General features: G+C 61.9%; 14 protein-coding genes. 2 read left to right on the top strand and 12 right to left on the bottom strand.

Translation table 11 applies throughout. From position 1 onward, the window contains the following. The 5 genes from CK224_RS21475 to CK224_RS21455 form a co-directional block, all read right to left on the bottom strand. Window positions 1-858, bottom strand: a complete 858-nt coding sequence (locus CK224_RS21475) for a carbohydrate ABC transporter permease (protein WP_067000383.1) — start codon at window positions 856-858, stop codon at window positions 1-3. Then, a complete protein-coding gene (locus tag CK224_RS21470; protein WP_095783160.1) occupies window positions 858-1,781 on the bottom strand; it encodes a sugar ABC transporter permease in 924 nt (307 codons plus the stop codon). The genes CK224_RS21475 and CK224_RS21470 overlap by 1 nt, the downstream gene beginning before the upstream one ends. Window positions 1,782-2,268: 487 nt before the next feature. Beyond that, a complete protein-coding gene (locus CK224_RS21465) occupies window positions 2,269-3,516 on the bottom strand; it encodes a sugar ABC transporter substrate-binding protein (RefSeq protein WP_095783159.1) in 1,248 nt (415 codons plus the stop codon). A 65-nt stretch (window positions 3,517-3,581) separates the two neighbouring features. Further along, window positions 3,582-4,637, bottom strand: coding sequence for a LacI family DNA-binding transcriptional regulator (locus CK224_RS21460; RefSeq protein ID WP_095783158.1), 1,056 nt, complete (start codon window positions 4,635-4,637; stop codon window positions 3,582-3,584). A 322-nt stretch (window positions 4,638-4,959) separates the two neighbouring features. Next, complete coding sequence (locus CK224_RS21455) at window positions 4,960-6,456, bottom strand: NAD-dependent succinate-semialdehyde dehydrogenase (protein WP_095783157.1); 1,497 nt, start codon at window positions 6,454-6,456, stop codon at window positions 4,960-4,962. A gap of 137 nt (window positions 6,457-6,593) precedes the next feature. Here CK224_RS21455 and CK224_RS21450 point away from each other — a divergent pair, with 137 nt between their 5' ends. Beyond that, a complete protein-coding gene (locus tag CK224_RS21450; RefSeq protein ID WP_095783156.1) occupies window positions 6,594-7,268 on the top strand; it encodes an FCD domain-containing protein in 675 nt (224 codons plus the stop codon). Between the two features lie 186 nt (window positions 7,269-7,454). Here CK224_RS21450 and CK224_RS21445 read toward each other — a convergent pair whose 3' ends face one another. Genes CK224_RS21445 through CK224_RS21420 form a run of 6 tightly spaced genes read right to left on the bottom strand, consistent with a single transcriptional unit; the run spans window position 7,455 to window position 12,300 of the window. After that, window positions 7,455-8,786 (bottom strand): FAD-binding oxidoreductase, encoded by a 1,332-nt coding sequence (locus CK224_RS21445; RefSeq protein ID WP_095783303.1) that lies wholly within the window; start codon window positions 8,784-8,786, stop codon window positions 7,455-7,457. A gap of 47 nt (window positions 8,787-8,833) precedes the next feature. Beyond that, window positions 8,834-9,187 (bottom strand): cupin domain-containing protein, encoded by a 354-nt coding sequence (locus CK224_RS21440; protein WP_067329699.1) that lies wholly within the window; start codon window positions 9,185-9,187, stop codon window positions 8,834-8,836. Then, window positions 9,175-9,894: an ABC transporter permease subunit gene (locus tag CK224_RS21435; RefSeq protein ID WP_067329696.1), complete on the bottom strand. Its 720-nt coding sequence runs from the start codon at window positions 9,892-9,894 to the stop codon at window positions 9,175-9,177. Before CK224_RS21435 ends, CK224_RS21440 begins: the two co-directional genes overlap by 13 nt. Before the next feature lies 1 nt (window position 9,895). Next, window positions 9,896-10,609: an ABC transporter permease subunit gene (locus CK224_RS21430; RefSeq protein ID WP_095779996.1), complete on the bottom strand. Its 714-nt coding sequence runs from the start codon at window positions 10,607-10,609 to the stop codon at window positions 9,896-9,898. A 54-nt stretch (window positions 10,610-10,663) separates the two neighbouring features. Beyond that, window positions 10,664-11,482 carry a transporter substrate-binding domain-containing protein gene (locus CK224_RS21425; protein WP_095783155.1) on the bottom strand — a complete coding sequence of 273 codons (819 nt, stop codon included), beginning with the start codon at window positions 11,480-11,482 and terminating at the stop codon, window positions 10,664-10,666. A gap of 41 nt (window positions 11,483-11,523) precedes the next feature. Next, a complete protein-coding gene (locus CK224_RS21420; RefSeq protein ID WP_067330146.1) occupies window positions 11,524-12,300 on the bottom strand; it encodes an amino acid ABC transporter ATP-binding protein in 777 nt (258 codons plus the stop codon). Window positions 12,301-12,965: 665 nt separating this feature from the next. Between CK224_RS21420 and CK224_RS21410 the strand changes: the two genes are divergently transcribed. Next, window positions 12,966-14,045: a mechanosensitive ion channel family protein gene (locus CK224_RS21410; protein ID WP_095783154.1), complete on the top strand. Its 1,080-nt coding sequence runs from the start codon at window positions 12,966-12,968 to the stop codon at window positions 14,043-14,045. Window positions 14,046-14,096: 51 nt separating this feature from the next. On the opposite strand, the gene CK224_RS21405 is transcribed toward CK224_RS21410, so the two are convergent. After that, window positions 14,097-15,869, bottom strand: a complete 1,773-nt coding sequence (locus CK224_RS21405) for an SLC13 family permease (RefSeq protein WP_095783153.1) — start codon at window positions 15,867-15,869, stop codon at window positions 14,097-14,099. Window positions 15,870-15,955: the final 86 nt, after the last annotated feature.

Below are 15,955 nucleotides of genomic sequence, written 5' to 3'. Positions count from 1 at the left end.
TCATTTGACGGCCCCGGCCATCAGGCCGCGGATGTAGAAGCGCTGCAGCGCCAGGAACAGGATCAGGCAGGGTACCATCATCACCGTGACGCCCGCCTGCACCGCACCCCAGTCGATGGCGCCGAAGCGGCCGGACTGGAGCGCGGTCATCATCACCGGCAGGGTGAATTTCGACTGGTCGGTCATCAGCACCAGTGCGGCCAGGAACTCGTTCCAGGCGCCGAGGAAGGCGAAGAGCGCGATGGTGACGACGCCCGGCCAGACCAGCGGCAGCATCACCTTGACCAGCATGGTGACATTGTTGGCGCCATCCATGCGCGCCGCCTCCTCGATCTCGCGCGGCACCGCGTCGAAGGCGTTGCGCATCATGAAGATCGAGAAGGGAAGCTGCAGCGTGACATAGACGCAGACCAGGCCGGTCAGCGTGTTGTGGAGACCGAGTTTCGTCAGCACCAGGAAGATCGGCGTCAGGATCGACTGGAACGGGATCATGATCGTCGACAGGATGAGGATGAAGAAGAAGTCCCGGAACGGGAAGCGGAAACGCGAGAAGCCGTAGCCGGCGAGCACGCTGACCAGCACGGAGAGCAGCACCGTCATCACCGAGACATAGATGCTGTTCTGCGCCGAGGCCCAAAGCCCGTCGCCGAAGGTGTTCAGCGTCTGATAGTTCTCGACCGAGAAGCCGGTGGTCGGCCAGGGCGGCAGCGGCGGCTGGCGCGCTTCCTGCGCCGGCTTGAAGGTGGAGAGCACCGTCCACACGATCGGCGCCAAAAACAGCACCGAGGCGATGATGCCGGTGGAATGCCTGGCCAGGCTGAAGGCCGCCTTGCGGTGCTGCGACATCGCCTCGGCCATCAGTCGAGCCCCTCGGGCTTGCGCAGCAGCCAGAGCTGGATGAGGCTGAGCGCCACCAGGATGACCAGCAGCACCATGGAAAGTGCCGCGCCGTAGCCGAGCTTGAACGAGACGAAGGACTGGTTGAAGATCCAGTAGACCGCCGTCAGCGTCTGGTTGCGCGGGCCGCCGCGCAGGATGATGTAGAACTGGTCGAAGGCGAGGATCGAGCCCGCGACCGACAGGATCAGCGCCAGCGCCAAGGTGCGGCGCATCAGCGGCAGGGTGATTGCCCTGAAGCGGGCGAACGGTCCGGCGCCGTCGATGACGGCGGCCTCCTGCAGGTCCTGCGGGATCGACTGCAGGCCGGTCATCAGGATGATCATGGTGAAGCCAGCCACTTTCCAGACCACCATGGCGATGATCGACCAGAAGGCGGGCTGGAAGGTGGCGAGAAGATTGACCTTCCTCTCGGTCAGGCCGAGGTCGTAAGCGGCCGGGCTGAACAGGCCGGAATCGACGTTCAGCAGCCACGACCAGAGCAGGCTTGCGGAAGCAAAGCCCACCACCGCCGGCATGAAGAAGGCTGTGCGGTAGAGATTGGTGAGCGGGCGCGGCCGCTCGATGAAGATCGCCAGCGGGAAGGCGACGGCGAAGATCGCGATGGTGACGATCAGCGTGTAGTAGAAGGTGAATTTGAGCGCGTTCCAGAAGCGCGTGTCGCGCAGGATGGCAAAGTAATTGTCGAGGCCGATGAAAGCGTGCTCGCCCATCAGCGGCCAGTTGTGCAGCGACATCCACGCCGTCATGCCGAGCGGGATGACGAAGAAGACGGTGACGAAGGCGACGGCCGGCAGGACATAGAGCAGGCCCACCCATTGCCGGCGGCTGACGCCGATGCGTCTGGCGCGGGCGGGCGCGGAGGTTGCCGCGATGGAGGTCATGGTCTCACCTCCCCTTCTCCCCTTGTGGGGTGAGCAGCCGGTTCACCGAAGGTGAATTCATCGTGCCAGTGGCACGATGAAATGCCGGCGAACGCCGGGACGCTGCAAAGCAGCGGGGATCCGGCCGGGGGTGGATCGGCCACCGCCCGGCCCTTCGCAGGCTCAGGGCGTTCGAAGCTCGAAAAGCCAAGCAATTGGCTTTTCGTCCGCTGCGCGGACCGCTTCTCACCCCACAGGGGGAGAAGAGGGAGCGAACCTCGCGGCGCCTCAACTTGGCGATGATGATGAGTGAGCTTTCTCAACGCGATAATCCTGCCATTTAGCGCGGCGTCCCCCTCCCCCTTGAGGGGAGGGTCCGGCCGAAGGCCGGGGGTGGGGTCCGCTGTGAAGTGCGCCTACGGGGAGATAGCGTCGGCGTACTTCGCGGGCGACCCCACCCGGACCTGCGGTCCGACCTCCCCTCGAGGGGGAGGTTTAGGGCCGCGCTTTACTTGTTCGGCGCCTGGTCGATGATCGACTGCATGGTCTCCTGCGCGTTCGAAATCGCGCCGTCGACATCGTCGCCGAAGAAGACCTCGTTGACCATCTGCGTCCACGGCCCGTTGGCGGAGTTGATCAGGTCGTTGAACACCACCGAATAGGGCGTGCGGCCCTTGGCCATCGCCTCGGCCGCCACCTGGTAGCGCGGATCGAGGTCCTTCAGCGCCTCCTTGGCGATGTCGCCGCGCACCGGAAGGCTACCATATTTGGCGAGGATGGTCTGGCCCTCGAGCGAGTAGGCGAAGTCCAAAAACTCCCTCACCACGGCGATCTTCTTGGTGCCCTTGGTGACGACGAAATTGTCGCCGCCGGCGAAGGACGACCAGCCGCCATCCTTGCCTGGCAGGAAGGTGATGCCGTAGTCGATATCAGGGTATTGCGTGTTGAGCGCGCCGATGGCGAAGGCGCCGGACGGCGAAAGGCCGATCTTGCCGCCGGCAAAGGCGGCGAAGAAATTGGCGCCGGTGTCGGTCTGCGCGCCCTCGGGCACCAGCCCCTTCTTGACCATCGAGCGGTAGAGGTCGATCGCGCCGCGCAGCTGCGGGCTGTCGAGCGTCGCCTTGGAGCCGTCCTCGGAGAGAATGTCGCCGCCCGAGGCCCAGATCAGCGGCGTGAAGGTGAAGATGTTGCAGCCGCCGCAATTGCCGGAGAAGTAGAAGCCCTTGATGTCGCCGCCGAGCGCATTGACCTTCTCGGCGTCGGCCTCGATCTCGGCCCAGGTCTTCGGCCCCTTTTCAGGGTCGAGCCCGGCCTGCTTGAACAGCTTCTTGTTCCAGATCAGCACCGAAGAATCGGCCGAGAACGGCAGGCCGTAGATGCGGCCCTTATAGGTGCCGGTCTTCACATGCGCCGGCGAGAGGCTGGAAAAATAGGGCAAGGATTTCGCCCAGTCGGTGATGTCCTCCAGCTGGCCGGCGGCGGCGAAGGACGGGGTGTAGATCAGGTCGAGCGACAGCGCGTCGGGCGCGGTGCCGCCGGCGGCGGCCGCGCCATATTTCGGGATGATCTCGGCGTTCGGGATGATGTCGAGCTTGATCTGGTCCTTATGCGCCTTGTTGAAGGCGTCGACGATGCGCGGCATGAAATTCGAGCCGTCGGCGCGCACCCAGATGTTGGCGGTCTCGGCCGACGCCGCCTGCAGGCCACCGCCGATCACGGCCGCGGCCAAAGCCAGCTTGGCAAACATGGTTGTCACGGTATTCCTCCTCATGGTTCTCCTCCCAGTTTGGCCGTTGCGCGACGGCCGTTTCGTTCGATGCCTCAGCCGCCCGGCGGACGGCCGCATGACTGACGCACCACCAGCCGGCACGGCAGTTTCCTGATGCCCGGCGCGGCCGGCTGGCCGCCCACGAGCGAAAGCAGAGCAAGCCCGGCCTCGCGCCCGAGCGAAGCCAGGTTCATATCTACGGAGGTCAGCGGCGGGCGCGTCGCCTCGGCCACGATCTCCCAATTGTCGAAGCCGATGACGCCGACATCGTCGGGCACGCGGATGCCGCGTTCGCGCAGCGCGTCGATGACGCCGCGCGCGATCTGGTCGTTGCCGCAGAAGACGGCGTCGGGCCAGCCTTCCCTGCCCCGGCCGCTGCCGAACAGTCTTGCCACCGCATCGTGGCCCCAAGCTTCCGACCAGGCGCCGAGCAGCGGCTCGCCGACCGGCAGGCCGTGCGCCGCGAGCACCTCCCGGTAAGCCTCAGCCCGCGCGTGCACCACCGCGAAGCCCGCCGGCCCGGTGACATGGGCGATGCGGCGGCGCCCGAGCCGCAAAAAATGTTCGACCGCCAGCCGCGCGCCGCCGGCGTCGTCGGAGACCAGGCCGACCGCGCCGGGATCCGGCTGGGTGAAGGCATAGACGACCGGGATGCGCAGATTGGAGAGATCGATCGGCAGATGGCGGTCGATGCGCTTTCCGGTGGCGATGATGCCGTCGACGCGCTTGTCGAGCATGGCCTCGACATGCAGCTGGCCGAGCCTTGTGTCGTCCTCGACATTGCACAGGAACACCGAGACGCCATTGTCGACCAGCGCATCCGAAACGCCGGCCATCAGCGGCAGCGAGAAGCGGCCATAGGTATCATTGGTGAGCAGGCCGACGGTGAAGGAACGCTTGCGCAGTAGGCTCTGCGCCAAATGGTTCGGCCGGAAGCCGAGACGCTGCGCCACCGCACGGATGCGCTCGCGCGTCTCGGCGGTCATCCGCCCCTGCCCATTCAGCGCCTTCGACGCCGTCGCCACGCTGACCCCGGCCGCAGCCGCTACCTCGCGCAGCGTGACCGGCGGCTTGGCGGAAACTGGCGCTGGCTCGGCGTCGGCGGACATAGTTCGAGGCGCATCCCTGAGTTGGGAAAAGGTTTTCCCTTATCGCCCTGCGCGAAGATGACGGGTGAGGTCAGCGCACGCGAGGCCAGTTGGGAAAAGGTTTTCTCAGAAAGGAGATTAGGCGAAGGTGGCGGGGTTGGCAAGGGGAAAGGACTCGACGCGGCTGCTCGCCCAATCGTTGACGTGCGTGGGCTATCATAAGTTCCAGTCTCGATGAACCGGAAGGGCCCGCAAGCAGACTTGTCGGTTTCCCAGAAGTAGCTAGCGTAAACCTGCACGACTGATATGTGGCGCAACTCGGCGGAGAAGCGATTTTGCGGTTTTACCAGTTGGTCGCGATGTATTTTGGTTGGAGATATTCAAGCAGGCCGTGATGCCCTCCCTCGCGGCCGAGCCCGCTTTGCTTCATCCCCCCGAAGGGCGCTGCCGGGTCCGAAACCAGGCCACGATTGACGCCGACCATTCCACTTTCGATGCGTTCGGCGACCCTCAGGGCGCGTCTGAGATCACTACTGTAGACGTAGGATATGAGGCCATACTCCGTGTCGTTCGCCAGCCGGACAGCCTCGTCTTCCGTATCGAAGGGCGTGACCGCTGCGACCGGCCCAAAGATCTCTTCCTTCGCGATGTCGGAATCGGGAGAAACGTCAGCTAGGACTGTCGGAGGATAGAAGAAGCCCTCGCCAGGCCGCGGTTTGCCGCCCGTTTCGATACGCGCCCCACGGGCAACGGCATCCTTCAGCAAGCGATCAACCTTCTCCACGGCCGTCGCGGTAATAAGGGGCCCGAGCTGGGTCGTCGCTTGAAGACCCGGCCCCACTGAAAGCGACGACATTTCCGCGGTGAGCCGGCGGACAAAAGCGTCGTAAATGCCGCGCTGCACATAGAAGCGATTCGCCGCAGTGCAGGCTTCTCCGCCGTTGCGCATCTTGGCGACCATGGCGCCGGCCACGGCATCGTCCAGATCCGCATCATCGAACACGATGAAAGGAGCGTTGCCGCCGAGTTCCATGGAACAGCTGGTGACCCGGTTGGCGGCCTCACGCAACAGGATGCGCCCAACGGCCGTCGAACCCGTGAATGACAGTTTGCGCACCCGACTGTCGTGCAGCATCGCGCTCACCACAGGCCCCGCGGCCGTGGTCGTCACGATGTTGACGGCACCTTCGGGCAAACCGGCTTCCATGAGGATCGCACCGATCGCCAACGCGGTCAGTGGAGTCTCAGCCGCCGGCTTCAGTACGCACGTGCAACCCGCCGCGAGCGCCGGGGCGATCTTGCGGGTCGCCATGGCCGCCGGGAAATTCCAGGGTGTGACGAGAACGGCGATGCCAATCGGCTGGTATTGAACCACGATTCGGTTTGCACCGCCCGGCGCGTGGCCGATGTCGCCGAGAGTACGCACCCCCTCCTCGGCGTACCATCGGAAGAACTCCGCGGCATACGTTACCTCTGCGCGAGCGTCCGGGAGGGCCTTGCCGTTCTCCAGAGATATCAGTTGCGCCAGCCATTCGGCACGATCGAGCATGAGCCGATGGCAGCGCATCAGCATGTCCGATCGCCGGCGTGAAGGGGTTTGCCTCCACATAGTCGCAGAAGCCTCCGCAGCATCGATCGCCCGGATTGCGTCGGCGACTGCGCCGTCTGCGACAGACGCGATCGTGAGCCCGTTGGATGGATCGGCGACATCAAACCGATTGCCGCCGGTTGCACTTGTCCATTTGCCGCCCACCAGCAGATCCACAGGAGCGCTTGCAATGATAGCCGCAGCATCCGCGCAAAACGATTCGATATCCCTTGCTGTCTGACTCACACCCATCCTCTCGCGGCTTTAGAAAACATGCGCAACCAGTCTGTCGATTGCTGGAACCAATATGAAATTGGTATTGCAACCGGTGTCAATGTAGATCAAATTGGTTGCAGAGAAATCCGCCCGTTTCTTAGTGGAGTGGCCGCATGACCGTCGTTTTGAGGGATTTCATCGAGGCGGCTGGATTGCAGCCAGGCGACCGGCTGCCACCCGAGCGCGATCTCGCGCTCAAGCTAGGTTTACCCCGCACGGCCCTCCGGCGCATGCTGGCCGAGATGGAGCAAGAGGGGCGCCTGCTTCGCCATGTCGGGCGTGGCACTTTCGTCGCCGAGCGAGGGGCAACCGCGAGCGCTCCGTATCGCGCACACGATGCCTCTCGGAAAGAACTGTGGACCTATCCCGCTGAGGTCTTCGAAGCACGATTAATCATCGAGCCGAAGGTGGCGGCGCTCGCGGCGTTGCGGGCGACCCCCTATGAAACTGAAGAGATGCACAAGGTCATCCAGCATGGCAGTACCGCCGCGACGCTGGCGGAGTTCGAGCGTTGGGACGCCGCGTTCCATCAACTGGTAGTGGTGGCGGCCCGCAATGGATTGCTGGCCTCGCTCTACGAAGGTATTCACTCGCTTCGGGCGGGGCGTCTTTGGGGGCGCATGAAAGAGCTGTCTCTGACGAAAGAGCGTATGCAGGAGTATACGGCTCATCATCGCGCGATCTTACAGGCGATCACTGACCGCGATGGTGGGCAGGCCGAACAAAGAATGCATAGCCATATCTTGACCGCGAGAGCCAACATACTCGGATCGGAGACAATGGGGTGAGTAGGCCTCATCGCCAAAATTTTGAGATTGCCGAACCGAGCAGAATGGCGCGTTCGAACGCTAATCGCTTGTCGTTCTATTCAAGGCGGGGCATCTGACACTGTTTTCAAGACGGACGCGGTGCGCGCCATCCAGACAAGATGAGGTTCCTGTACGCGGCGGGCCCGTCGCCAAGGAAGAGCAAGGTTATCGCCTCTTTGCTTCGGGCTGGCGACGGCGCATCGCACGTTTATCCCGCCATTCGTAAAGGGAATAGACAAGCGGGATGAACCATGGCTTGCCGCGGTAAAACGGCACGGCCTTCGGAGCGGGGTCGAAATCGAAGGCGGACTGCGCCTTTTCGGTTTCGCCGAGGATCTTGAAGGCGGCCTTCTTGCCCAGCCAGCGGGCCCAGACCACTCCGGAGCCGCAGAAGCCGGTGGCGTAAACCGTATCACCCGAGGTGAAAATCCGAGGCACCATGTCGCGATGCATGGCGACCTGGCCAAACCAACTATGCGTCAGGCCGACGCCCCTCAGTTCGGGGAAAATTCGGCCAAGTTCGCTGCGCAAATGGGTGGTCGGCGCCAGCGCGTCACCCGCCGTGGTGCCGTCCCTGCCGCCGAAGAGGATGCGCGATCCGTCCGCCGAAGGGCGATAGTAATAGCTGAGCTGGCGCATATCGCCATACATCATGCGCTTCGGCATCAACCGGTCCATGACGCCTTCTGCCAATGGCTCGGTAGCGATGATGCGGCTGCGCACCGGCACAATACGGCGTCGCAGCCAAGGATCGAAGCCGTCGGTATAGGCATCCGTGCAGATCAGCACCTTCCTGGCGAGAACGTCACCGCGCGACGTTCTCACACGGACCCCGCCGGCCTCGGCGATGGTTCCCGTAACGGCTGTGTTCTCATGGATTACCGCTCCGGTTGCCATTGCCACCCGTATAATACCCGCAAGCAGCTTGGCCGGATGCAGGCCACCGGTATCCATCCGCACGAATCCACCCGTGTAGAAATCCGTCCCGATATAGGTCGGCACGTCCAACCGGCCGACGGGATGAGCCTCGATGCCCAGAAAGCGCCGCAGTAGATCGGCGGAGCGGCTGAGTTCGTCGCATTCATCAGCGTTGATCGCGCCGACGAACAGGCCGGAGAGATGGAAGTCACACTCCACCTTCTCCTCCTTCAGAAAGGCCCACAGGTCTTCCCGTGCGGCCTTTCCCTCCATCAGGATCTCGGTGGCGCGGGCCTCGCCGAATCTTCTGATCAATTCCTTGCGCCCGGGTCGAATGCTCCCGCTCGCCATGCCGCCATTACGACTGGAAGCCGCCTGCCCCAGCGACTGGCGATCGAAAAGCTGAACACTGCGACCGGCACGAGCAAGCTCGATGGCCGCCGAAAGTCCTGCATAGCCTCCCCCAACGATCGCCACGTCGCATTTGGAGGCGACCCGGCGGACTGGGAGGGGAGAGAAGGTGCAATCCTCCCACCAATAGGGCGTGGATTTGAAGGGGCCAGCGGAATCGGCGGTCATGGGAACATACCAGCTTTTGGTCGGATCGGCGGGCAAGCGCAAACCGGTCAATCACGTGAGACCCAGAGTTTGCGCGTGGTTTCGATGGCACGCCATACGCCGGTGAATCCCGGATGCATGACGAAGGCGTCGCCAGCCGCGATGCGGCGCGGCGGGCAGCCATCCTCAGTGAGTTCGGAGACACCCGAAAGGATGTAGCAGAACTCGAAAGTCTCGCCCTTAATCGAACGATAGGCGCCAGGCGTGACCTCCCAGACCCCTGCCTTCACGGCGCCGTCTGCGGTCTGGGCGATATCCCAGCTCAGAAAACGTGGATCGCCCTCCACAAGGCGGTCGGGCAGAGGCTGCCCTTCGCGTGGGCGCGGAAGCACATTCTGGTCGATGAACGTCAACTTGGACATAGGGATGTGGCCTTTCTGCGCGTTGAACGCCGTTCGAACCAAAGTTGCCGCTCCAAAAGCTTCAAGGCAGTCAGTCCGACGACATTGAGGGTGAGGTAGAAGACGGAGGTGATGATGAAGATGTCCATAATGGCGAAGGTTTCGCTCATCAGGCGTTTGGCCCAACCGGTGATTTCGAGCACAGCGATGGTCGAAGCGAGGCTGGATTCTTTGACGATGATGGCAACCTCACTGCTGTAGGATGGCAGCGCTTGTCGCAAAGCCAGCGGGAACTTGATCCGGCGCAAGATAATCCAAGGCGACATGCCGCAGGCTTCCGCCGCCTCGATCAGCCCGCGCGGCAGGGATAAAAACGCGGTTCGAAAGATTTCGGCTGTGTAGGCACCGGTGTTCAACAGGACCGCGAGAATGGCTGCGTGCAGGCCGTCGCCGATCAGCCACCAAATCACCGGGTTGGAGCGAAAGAACCCGACCTGCCCTAATCCGTAGTAGATCACGAATATCTGCACTAGCATGGGCGTGCCGCGAAAGACGGCGCAATAGGCGTCGGCCGCCGTGCAAACCAAGCGATTGCGCGAAGTGCGCGCGAGCGCCACCAGGATGCCGAATGGCAGTCCTAAGCCCACGCCGAACACCGAGATCAGAAGCGTTGTCTTTGCGCCGGTGAGAAGGAACGGAATCGCATAGGCAATAATGGTGAAATCCATTCTAACCTCCGCTGAAGCCGCGATTGATATGGCGCTCAGCCAGGCCGAACAGGGTCTGGCTGACTGCTGTCATGGCGAAGAACAGCGAGGCAGCGATGCAGTAAAAGAGAAGTGGCGAGCGCGTGATGCCCGCCGCGATAGCCGCCATACGCATGAGTTCCTGCATGCCGACGATGGAAACGAGTGAAGTATCCTTGATCGTCATCTGCCAGACATTGTTGATCCCGCCGAGAGCAAGTCTCAACGCGAGCGGCAACGTGATTCTGAAAAAGGCGACCGATCGAGGCAACGCCAAAGATTTCGCGGCTTCAAGAAGACCGTTGGGAACGGCTTCCAAAGCGCCTCGCATCACCTCGATCGAATAGGCGCAGGAAATGGTCGCGATGGCGAGGATGCCGATAATGGACGGGTAGGCACTTTCAGCCGTGTCTCGGTAGCCGAAGGCAACGGCTATCTTCTGCACCCAGTCGACAGAGCCAAAGAACAGGAGATAGATCACAAGAAGACCCGGCACGCCGCGGACGACGATGCTGTAGACATCGATCATCTGGGACAGCACCGGGACCCGCTGCCAGCGCGCTATGGCAAACGGGACGGCTGCGATCAACCCGATCATCATGCCGACCAGCCCGATGCAGATCGTCACGAAGGCGCCGCGCAGCAAAGCGAGTCCCCAGCCCTGCTCCACAACCAGCAACCAGATAGTTTCAAACATGGATGACACCCGTCGGGCCGCCGCGGGCTGCGACGGCCAGTTGTTGCGAGAGGATCACTTCTTGCACGGAATGGTGTAGTCGTCCTTGAACCACTTGAGGGAAGACTCCTTGATCTTACCTCCATCGATCATGTTGCAGAGCGCGGCATCTACCTTAGCCTTGAGTTCGGCATTCCCCTTGCGCATGCCGACACCCATGCCGTGGCCGAGGGTTTGAGGATCGCTCATCGCCGTAATCTTCACATCGATCTTCGTGAAGTTGGCGCCGTCCGGTGTAGCGAGGAAATCCATCCAGGTCGGGGAGTCGCCGAAAGCGGCATCCAGGCGGCCAGCCGCAAGATCAGCGGTCTGCTGAGTGGTGGCATCATAAGTCTTGAGATCGGCGCTGGTCGCCCGCTTGCCGATGAATTTGGCATAGGTCGTGCCTGTCACGACGCCGACACTCTTTCCCGCGAGCGCCTTTTCGATCTCCTCGAGACTCTTGAGCCCGGCAAGAGCGGAATCTTTGGGGACCACGAAATAGAGCGGCGTGGTGGCGTACGGGATGGAGTAGTCGATCTTCTTCTGGCGCTCGGCAGTGATGCCAAGGCCGGAAATGATCACGTCGAAGCGGTCGCTATCCATGGAGGGAACCAGCGAACTGAAAGCCTGCACCACGAATTTGCACTTCATCTTGAGTTCGGCGCAGATACCGTTGGCAACGTCGGCGTCGAAGCCGGTGACGTTTCCGTTGGCGTCGGCCATGCTGAACAGCGGCGCGTCCCCTTCCGTGCCGACGCGTAGGACGCCTTCCTCGGCGCGCGCGGCACCGGCTGCGGCGGCGAGCATGAAACCGGATACGAAAATCGAACGAAACGTTTGAACTGAAAGCATGAGTGTTACCCCTTTTCTTGTTCTGCTGAAGAAAACCGCGATCACGCGGCGGCTGGCATGACGCTGGAGAGAAACCGTTTCACCGCCTCCGAGGCAGGGTTGCGAAACAACTCTTCCGGCGCATCGTCCTGCTCAAGGATACCTTTGCGCAGGAATATCATTCGGCTCGACACGTCGCGCGCAAACCGCATTTCATGGGTGACGAGAAGGATGGTCGCCCCCTCTTCGGCCAGCGTGCGGATCACCTTCAGCACCTCGCCCACGAGTTCCGGATCGAGCGCGGATGTGGGCTCGTCAAAAAGCATGATCTTTGGTCGCATCGCCAGCACCCGTGCGATCGCCACGCGCTGTTGTTGACCGCCTGAAAGCTGACTGGGATAGCGGTCGCGGAATTCGGCCATCCCCACCTTGGAAAGCGCCGAAAGCGCCATATCCTCGGCCTCCCGCCTTCCTTTCCCGAGCACGTAGACGAGCGCCTCTGTCACGTTGCCGATCACGGTCCGGTGCGGCCAGAGATTGAAGTTCTGGAACACCATGCCAGTCCGCTGGCGAAAGAGCCGGATCTTCGCGCGGTTGGTGATTTCGCTCTTGCCCGGTCGATTGGTGGTGATGGAGATTGCGTCGCCCATCACCTCGATCCTCCCTGAGGTCGGCGTCTCCAGAAAATTTATGCAGCGCAACAACGTGCTCTTTCCCGAGCCAGACGCGCCGATAAGGGATATGACCTCCCCTTCCGCCATCTGGAAAGTGACGTCGTTAAGGATCCTGACCGCGCCGAAATTCTTACTGAGTTCATGGACCTTTAGAACCGGGGCCATGTCATGGCGTCTTCGGTTCCATTCAGATCGCACCTTCTCAACATGGGGCTGGCCCCGGCTGTCCATCGTCTGCGCGAGTTCGTTAAGTGTTAGGCGACTGTGACCATCGCTCCCACTTTCGTCGGTGACGGCGCCGTCTATGGCGCTCCTCCTCGAAACGGTTCGATATCCCTTGCTGTCAGTCACGTTCATCGGCTCGCTGCCTCTAGCAACTATTTGAAACCAATCTCGGGATTCTTAGGACCAATATGACATTGGTATCGCAACCGGTGTCAAGATAGATCAAATTGGTTGCGAGAAAAATCTGCAGGAACAGCTTACATTTGGCGCGTCGGATCCAATTCGCGGAATAAAGACCATCGCAGATAAGCCGCCCCTCGCCCGGCCTCAGGCGAACATAGACTCGCCTATCGCTTCCTAAACAGAATGGCCGGGCCCGCTCCGCCGGGCCGCCCACGCGTCGCCGTCGGCGCCAAGCTCGCGCCAGCGGCAACAAGGGACGGCGGCGGCCAGGTGACGGGTCTTAAGGCGGCCGAGGACACTCAGATCCGGTTCGAGCACGCATGGCGACGCGGTCTCACGCGCCGCGAGCGCCTCATCGAACGCCACTGTCGCGGAACGATTAGCCGCTGCTCGATGTTGATGCGACATCGGATGGCGAATCCATGGAACGGCGCGACAAGGAACAGGAGAACCTTTCCCGGCTCGAACGGGCCGCGCAGCGGACTGCCGATCCGAAGACGATCCAGCAGCAGGCGAAAAAGCCCGAGGAAAAGTTCCGCTTCAGCTTTCGGAAAGAAGACCTCTGGTGGACGGCTGGCTTCGCTGCCGCTGCCTTGCTGCTCTTTGCCGCCCAACTTGTCATCAACTGGCGCGTGGAATGGTTTGAGGCGCCTTTGCGCGTCCGCGTGCTGAACTATGTCTGGGGCGGCCTTCTCATTTTCGTCATGCTGACGATAGCGAATATCGTCGAAGTCTTTCTCATCGGCCGAATTCCCAATCGCGTCTCGCGTTTCAACCTGAAACGAATTTTTCGACTGATCGTCGTGGTCGCCGTCGTCTTCGTGGCCATCTCGGTTCTGTTCGTGAACTGGTACGCCGCCGTCGTTTCGCTCGGCCTGATTTCACTGACTCTCGGCTTCGCGCTGCAGATGCCGATCTCCAGTTTCATCGCCTGGATCTATATACTGGCCCGGGCGCCCTATCGCGTCGGCGACCGGATCCGCATCGGCGATGCCCATGGCGACGTCATCGACGTCAGCTATCTCGACACGACGTTGTGGGAATTCGGCGGCGAGCATCTTTGGACCGATCATCCGAGCGGACGCGTCATCAAGTTCCCGAACTCCACCGTGTTCGACACGCCGGTCTTCAACTATTCCTGGCCGCTGTTTCCCTATGTCTGGAACGAAATCAAGTTCCAGCTCGCCTACGACAGCGACCTGGAATTCGTGGCGAAAACCATGCGAGAGGTCGTGGACGAGCAGATCGGCGACATCATGAGCCAGAAGGTGAAGGTCTATAAGGACATCCTGTCGAAAACGCCGGTGGACGAGCTGCAAGTGAAGGAGCATCCGGTGGTGCATTTTCGCGTCAGTGAAAATACCTGGCTCGAAGCCATCGTGCGCTACCTCGTGCCGCCGAAGGAAGCGGGCCGCACCAAAACACGCTTGATCAAGGAAATGCTGGCGCGAATGAATGCAGAACCCGATCGCGTGCTGTTTCCAAAGAGCAATTTGCGGTGAACTTCCAGGCAGCTTGGTAGAGCGAGGTCGTTCGCGTCCCTTCGTGGCTTGTCAGTTCATTGGCCAGACGATCGCCAGCATCGGCACGGCAACAATGACGACAAGGAACGACAGCGGCAGCCCCAGACGCGGATAGTCGCTGAAACGATAGCCTCCCGGGCCCATGACAAGGGTGTTGCATTGGTGCCCGATCGGCGTGAGGAAGTCGCAGCCGGCGCCAATGGCGACAGCCATCAGAAAGGCTTCCGGCCTGTAGCCCAGATCGGCGGCGAATTCCGACGCGACGGGCGCCATGACAAGCACGGTGGCGGCATTGTTGAGGAATGGCGTCACGGCCATGGCGGCAACGAGGATCAGCGTCAGGGCGCCGGGCGCCGGAAGAATGGTCCCGAACCTGGCAAGCTCCGCGGCGACCAGTGCGGTCGCCCCCGTGGTGCGCAGCGAATCGCTCACCGGGATGAGAACGGCGAGCATCACCAGGATTGGGCCATCCAGCGATTGGTAGACGTCGCGGAGCGGGATGACCTTGAACAGCACGATCCCGACCGCGGCCGCAAAGAAGGCGACGGGAACAGGGAGCAGACCCACGGCAGTCGTGAGCATGGCAAGGGCGAGGATTACCACGGGCACGATACCCTTGCGCACGCTGCCAAGAAGGATAGGCCTTTCCGCCAGCGGCAGGCAGCCTAGTCCGCGCAGTGTCTCGGGCATTGTGGTTGCATTGCCCTGCAGCACGACGACGTCGCCGAGCCTTAGCTCGACCTTGGCGAGCCTGCGGTCGAGGCGCTGGCCGCGACGGCTGACAGCCAGGAGGTTGACGTTGAAGCGATCGTAGAGGGCAAGTCGCTGAGCCGTCCAGCCGATCAAGGGCGAGCTTTCGCCAATGACGGCCTCGATAGCGACCATCTCGCTGGTGGTGACCTCTTCATTCACCCGATCGCCCGTGACGCTGAGCTTGCCTTGCGAGACAAGGCGATCCAGCGCCGCCGGGTCGCCTTCGAGCAACAGGATGTCGTTCACCTTCAGGACGGCATCGGGCAGCGGCGTCATCCGCATCGTCCGATTGCGCAGGATCGACGTCACGACGGCATCGCCGCCGGCAAGCTTCATAACGTCGGCGACGGTTTTCCCAAGCACGGTGGAATCGCCGACAACTCGCGCCTCTGTGAGGTAGTCCTTGATGTCGAGGGCTTCATTCAGCGCCCCGCCGAGCTTTTCGCGCACCGGCAACAGCCAATAGAAAGACAGCAGGAAAATCATCCCGGCGGCGGCGACAGCCGCTCCAACGGGCGCGAAGTCGAACATTGTGAACGCCGTTCCGGTCAGCTGCTCTCGCACCCGGGAGACAACGATGTTCGGGGAAGTGCCCACCTGCGTCATAAGACCGCCGAGCAATGACCCGAACGCCATGGGCATCAGAAATATCGATGGTGAAGTGCCGGACCGGCGCGCGAACTGAAAGGCGATCGGGATCATGATCGCCAGCGCGCCGATATTCTTGACGAAGGCAGACAGGCACGTCACCACGATCACCAGCAGAGCCAGTTGCGAGCGAACTCCCGACAATTTCGGAGCAAAGCGCGCGATGGCGAGTTCCATGATGCCCGATCGCGCTATGCCTGCGCTCACCAGCAGAGCGCTGCCGACAATGATCACGATATCGTCGCTAAACCCGCTGAAGGCTTTGTCAAAGGGCACAATCCCGACGGCGAGGGCGAGCAACAGCGCCGCAGCAGCGACGAGATCATAGCGATAGCGGCCCCATACGAACGCTGCCATCATCACGAAGGTGACGGCGAACGACAGGATTTGCGGCATGGTCATGTCTTCGGCTGCTCCGCAAGCGGCTGATCAGAACGCCCAGACTGCTCCTTTGTTGCTTTGGCCCCGACGGTCTTGGGCTGCTGGCG

Origin of the sequence: Mesorhizobium sp. WSM3862 (genome assembly GCF_002294985.1) — a bacterium.
Classification (GTDB): Bacteria; Pseudomonadota; Alphaproteobacteria; order Rhizobiales; family Rhizobiaceae; genus Mesorhizobium.
The sequence above is the reverse complement of the archived record's forward strand: the minus strand, read 5'-3'. Positions and strand labels throughout refer to the sequence as shown.

Coding starts and splice junctions, on each gene's coding strand:
- CK224_RS21475 (WP_067000383.1), bottom strand. CDS start 858: ATGGCCGAGGCGATGTCGCAGCACCGCAAGGCGGCCTTCAGCCTGGCC.
- CK224_RS21470 (WP_095783160.1), bottom strand. CDS start 1,781: ATGACCTCCATCGCGGCAACCTCCGCGCCCGCCCGCGCCAGACGCATC.
- CK224_RS21450 (WP_095783156.1), top strand. CDS start 6,594: ATGACCGTCGTTTTGAGGGATTTCATCGAGGCGGCTGGATTGCAGCCA.
- CK224_RS21430 (WP_095779996.1), bottom strand. CDS start 10,609: ATGTTTGAAACTATCTGGTTGCTGGTTGTGGAGCAGGGCTGGGGACTC.
- CK224_RS21445 (WP_095783303.1), bottom strand. CDS start 8,786: ATGACCGCCGATTCCGCTGGCCCCTTCAAATCCACGCCCTATTGGTGG.
- CK224_RS21425 (WP_095783155.1), bottom strand. CDS start 11,482: ATGCTTTCAGTTCAAACGTTTCGTTCGATTTTCGTATCCGGTTTCATG.
- CK224_RS21435 (WP_067329696.1), bottom strand. CDS start 9,894: ATGGATTTCACCATTATTGCCTATGCGATTCCGTTCCTTCTCACCGGC.
- CK224_RS21410 (WP_095783154.1), top strand. CDS start 12,966: ATGGAACGGCGCGACAAGGAACAGGAGAACCTTTCCCGGCTCGAACGG.
- CK224_RS21440 (WP_067329699.1), bottom strand. CDS start 9,187: ATGTCCAAGTTGACGTTCATCGACCAGAATGTGCTTCCGCGCCCACGC.
- CK224_RS21420 (WP_067330146.1), bottom strand. CDS start 12,300: ATGGCCCCGGTTCTAAAGGTCCATGAACTCAGTAAGAATTTCGGCGCG.
- CK224_RS21460 (WP_095783158.1), bottom strand. CDS start 4,637: ATGTCCGCCGACGCCGAGCCAGCGCCAGTTTCCGCCAAGCCGCCGGTC.
- CK224_RS21455 (WP_095783157.1), bottom strand. CDS start 6,456: ATGGGTGTGAGTCAGACAGCAAGGGATATCGAATCGTTTTGCGCGGAT.
- CK224_RS21405 (WP_095783153.1), bottom strand. CDS start 15,869: ATGACCATGCCGCAAATCCTGTCGTTCGCCGTCACCTTCGTGATGATG.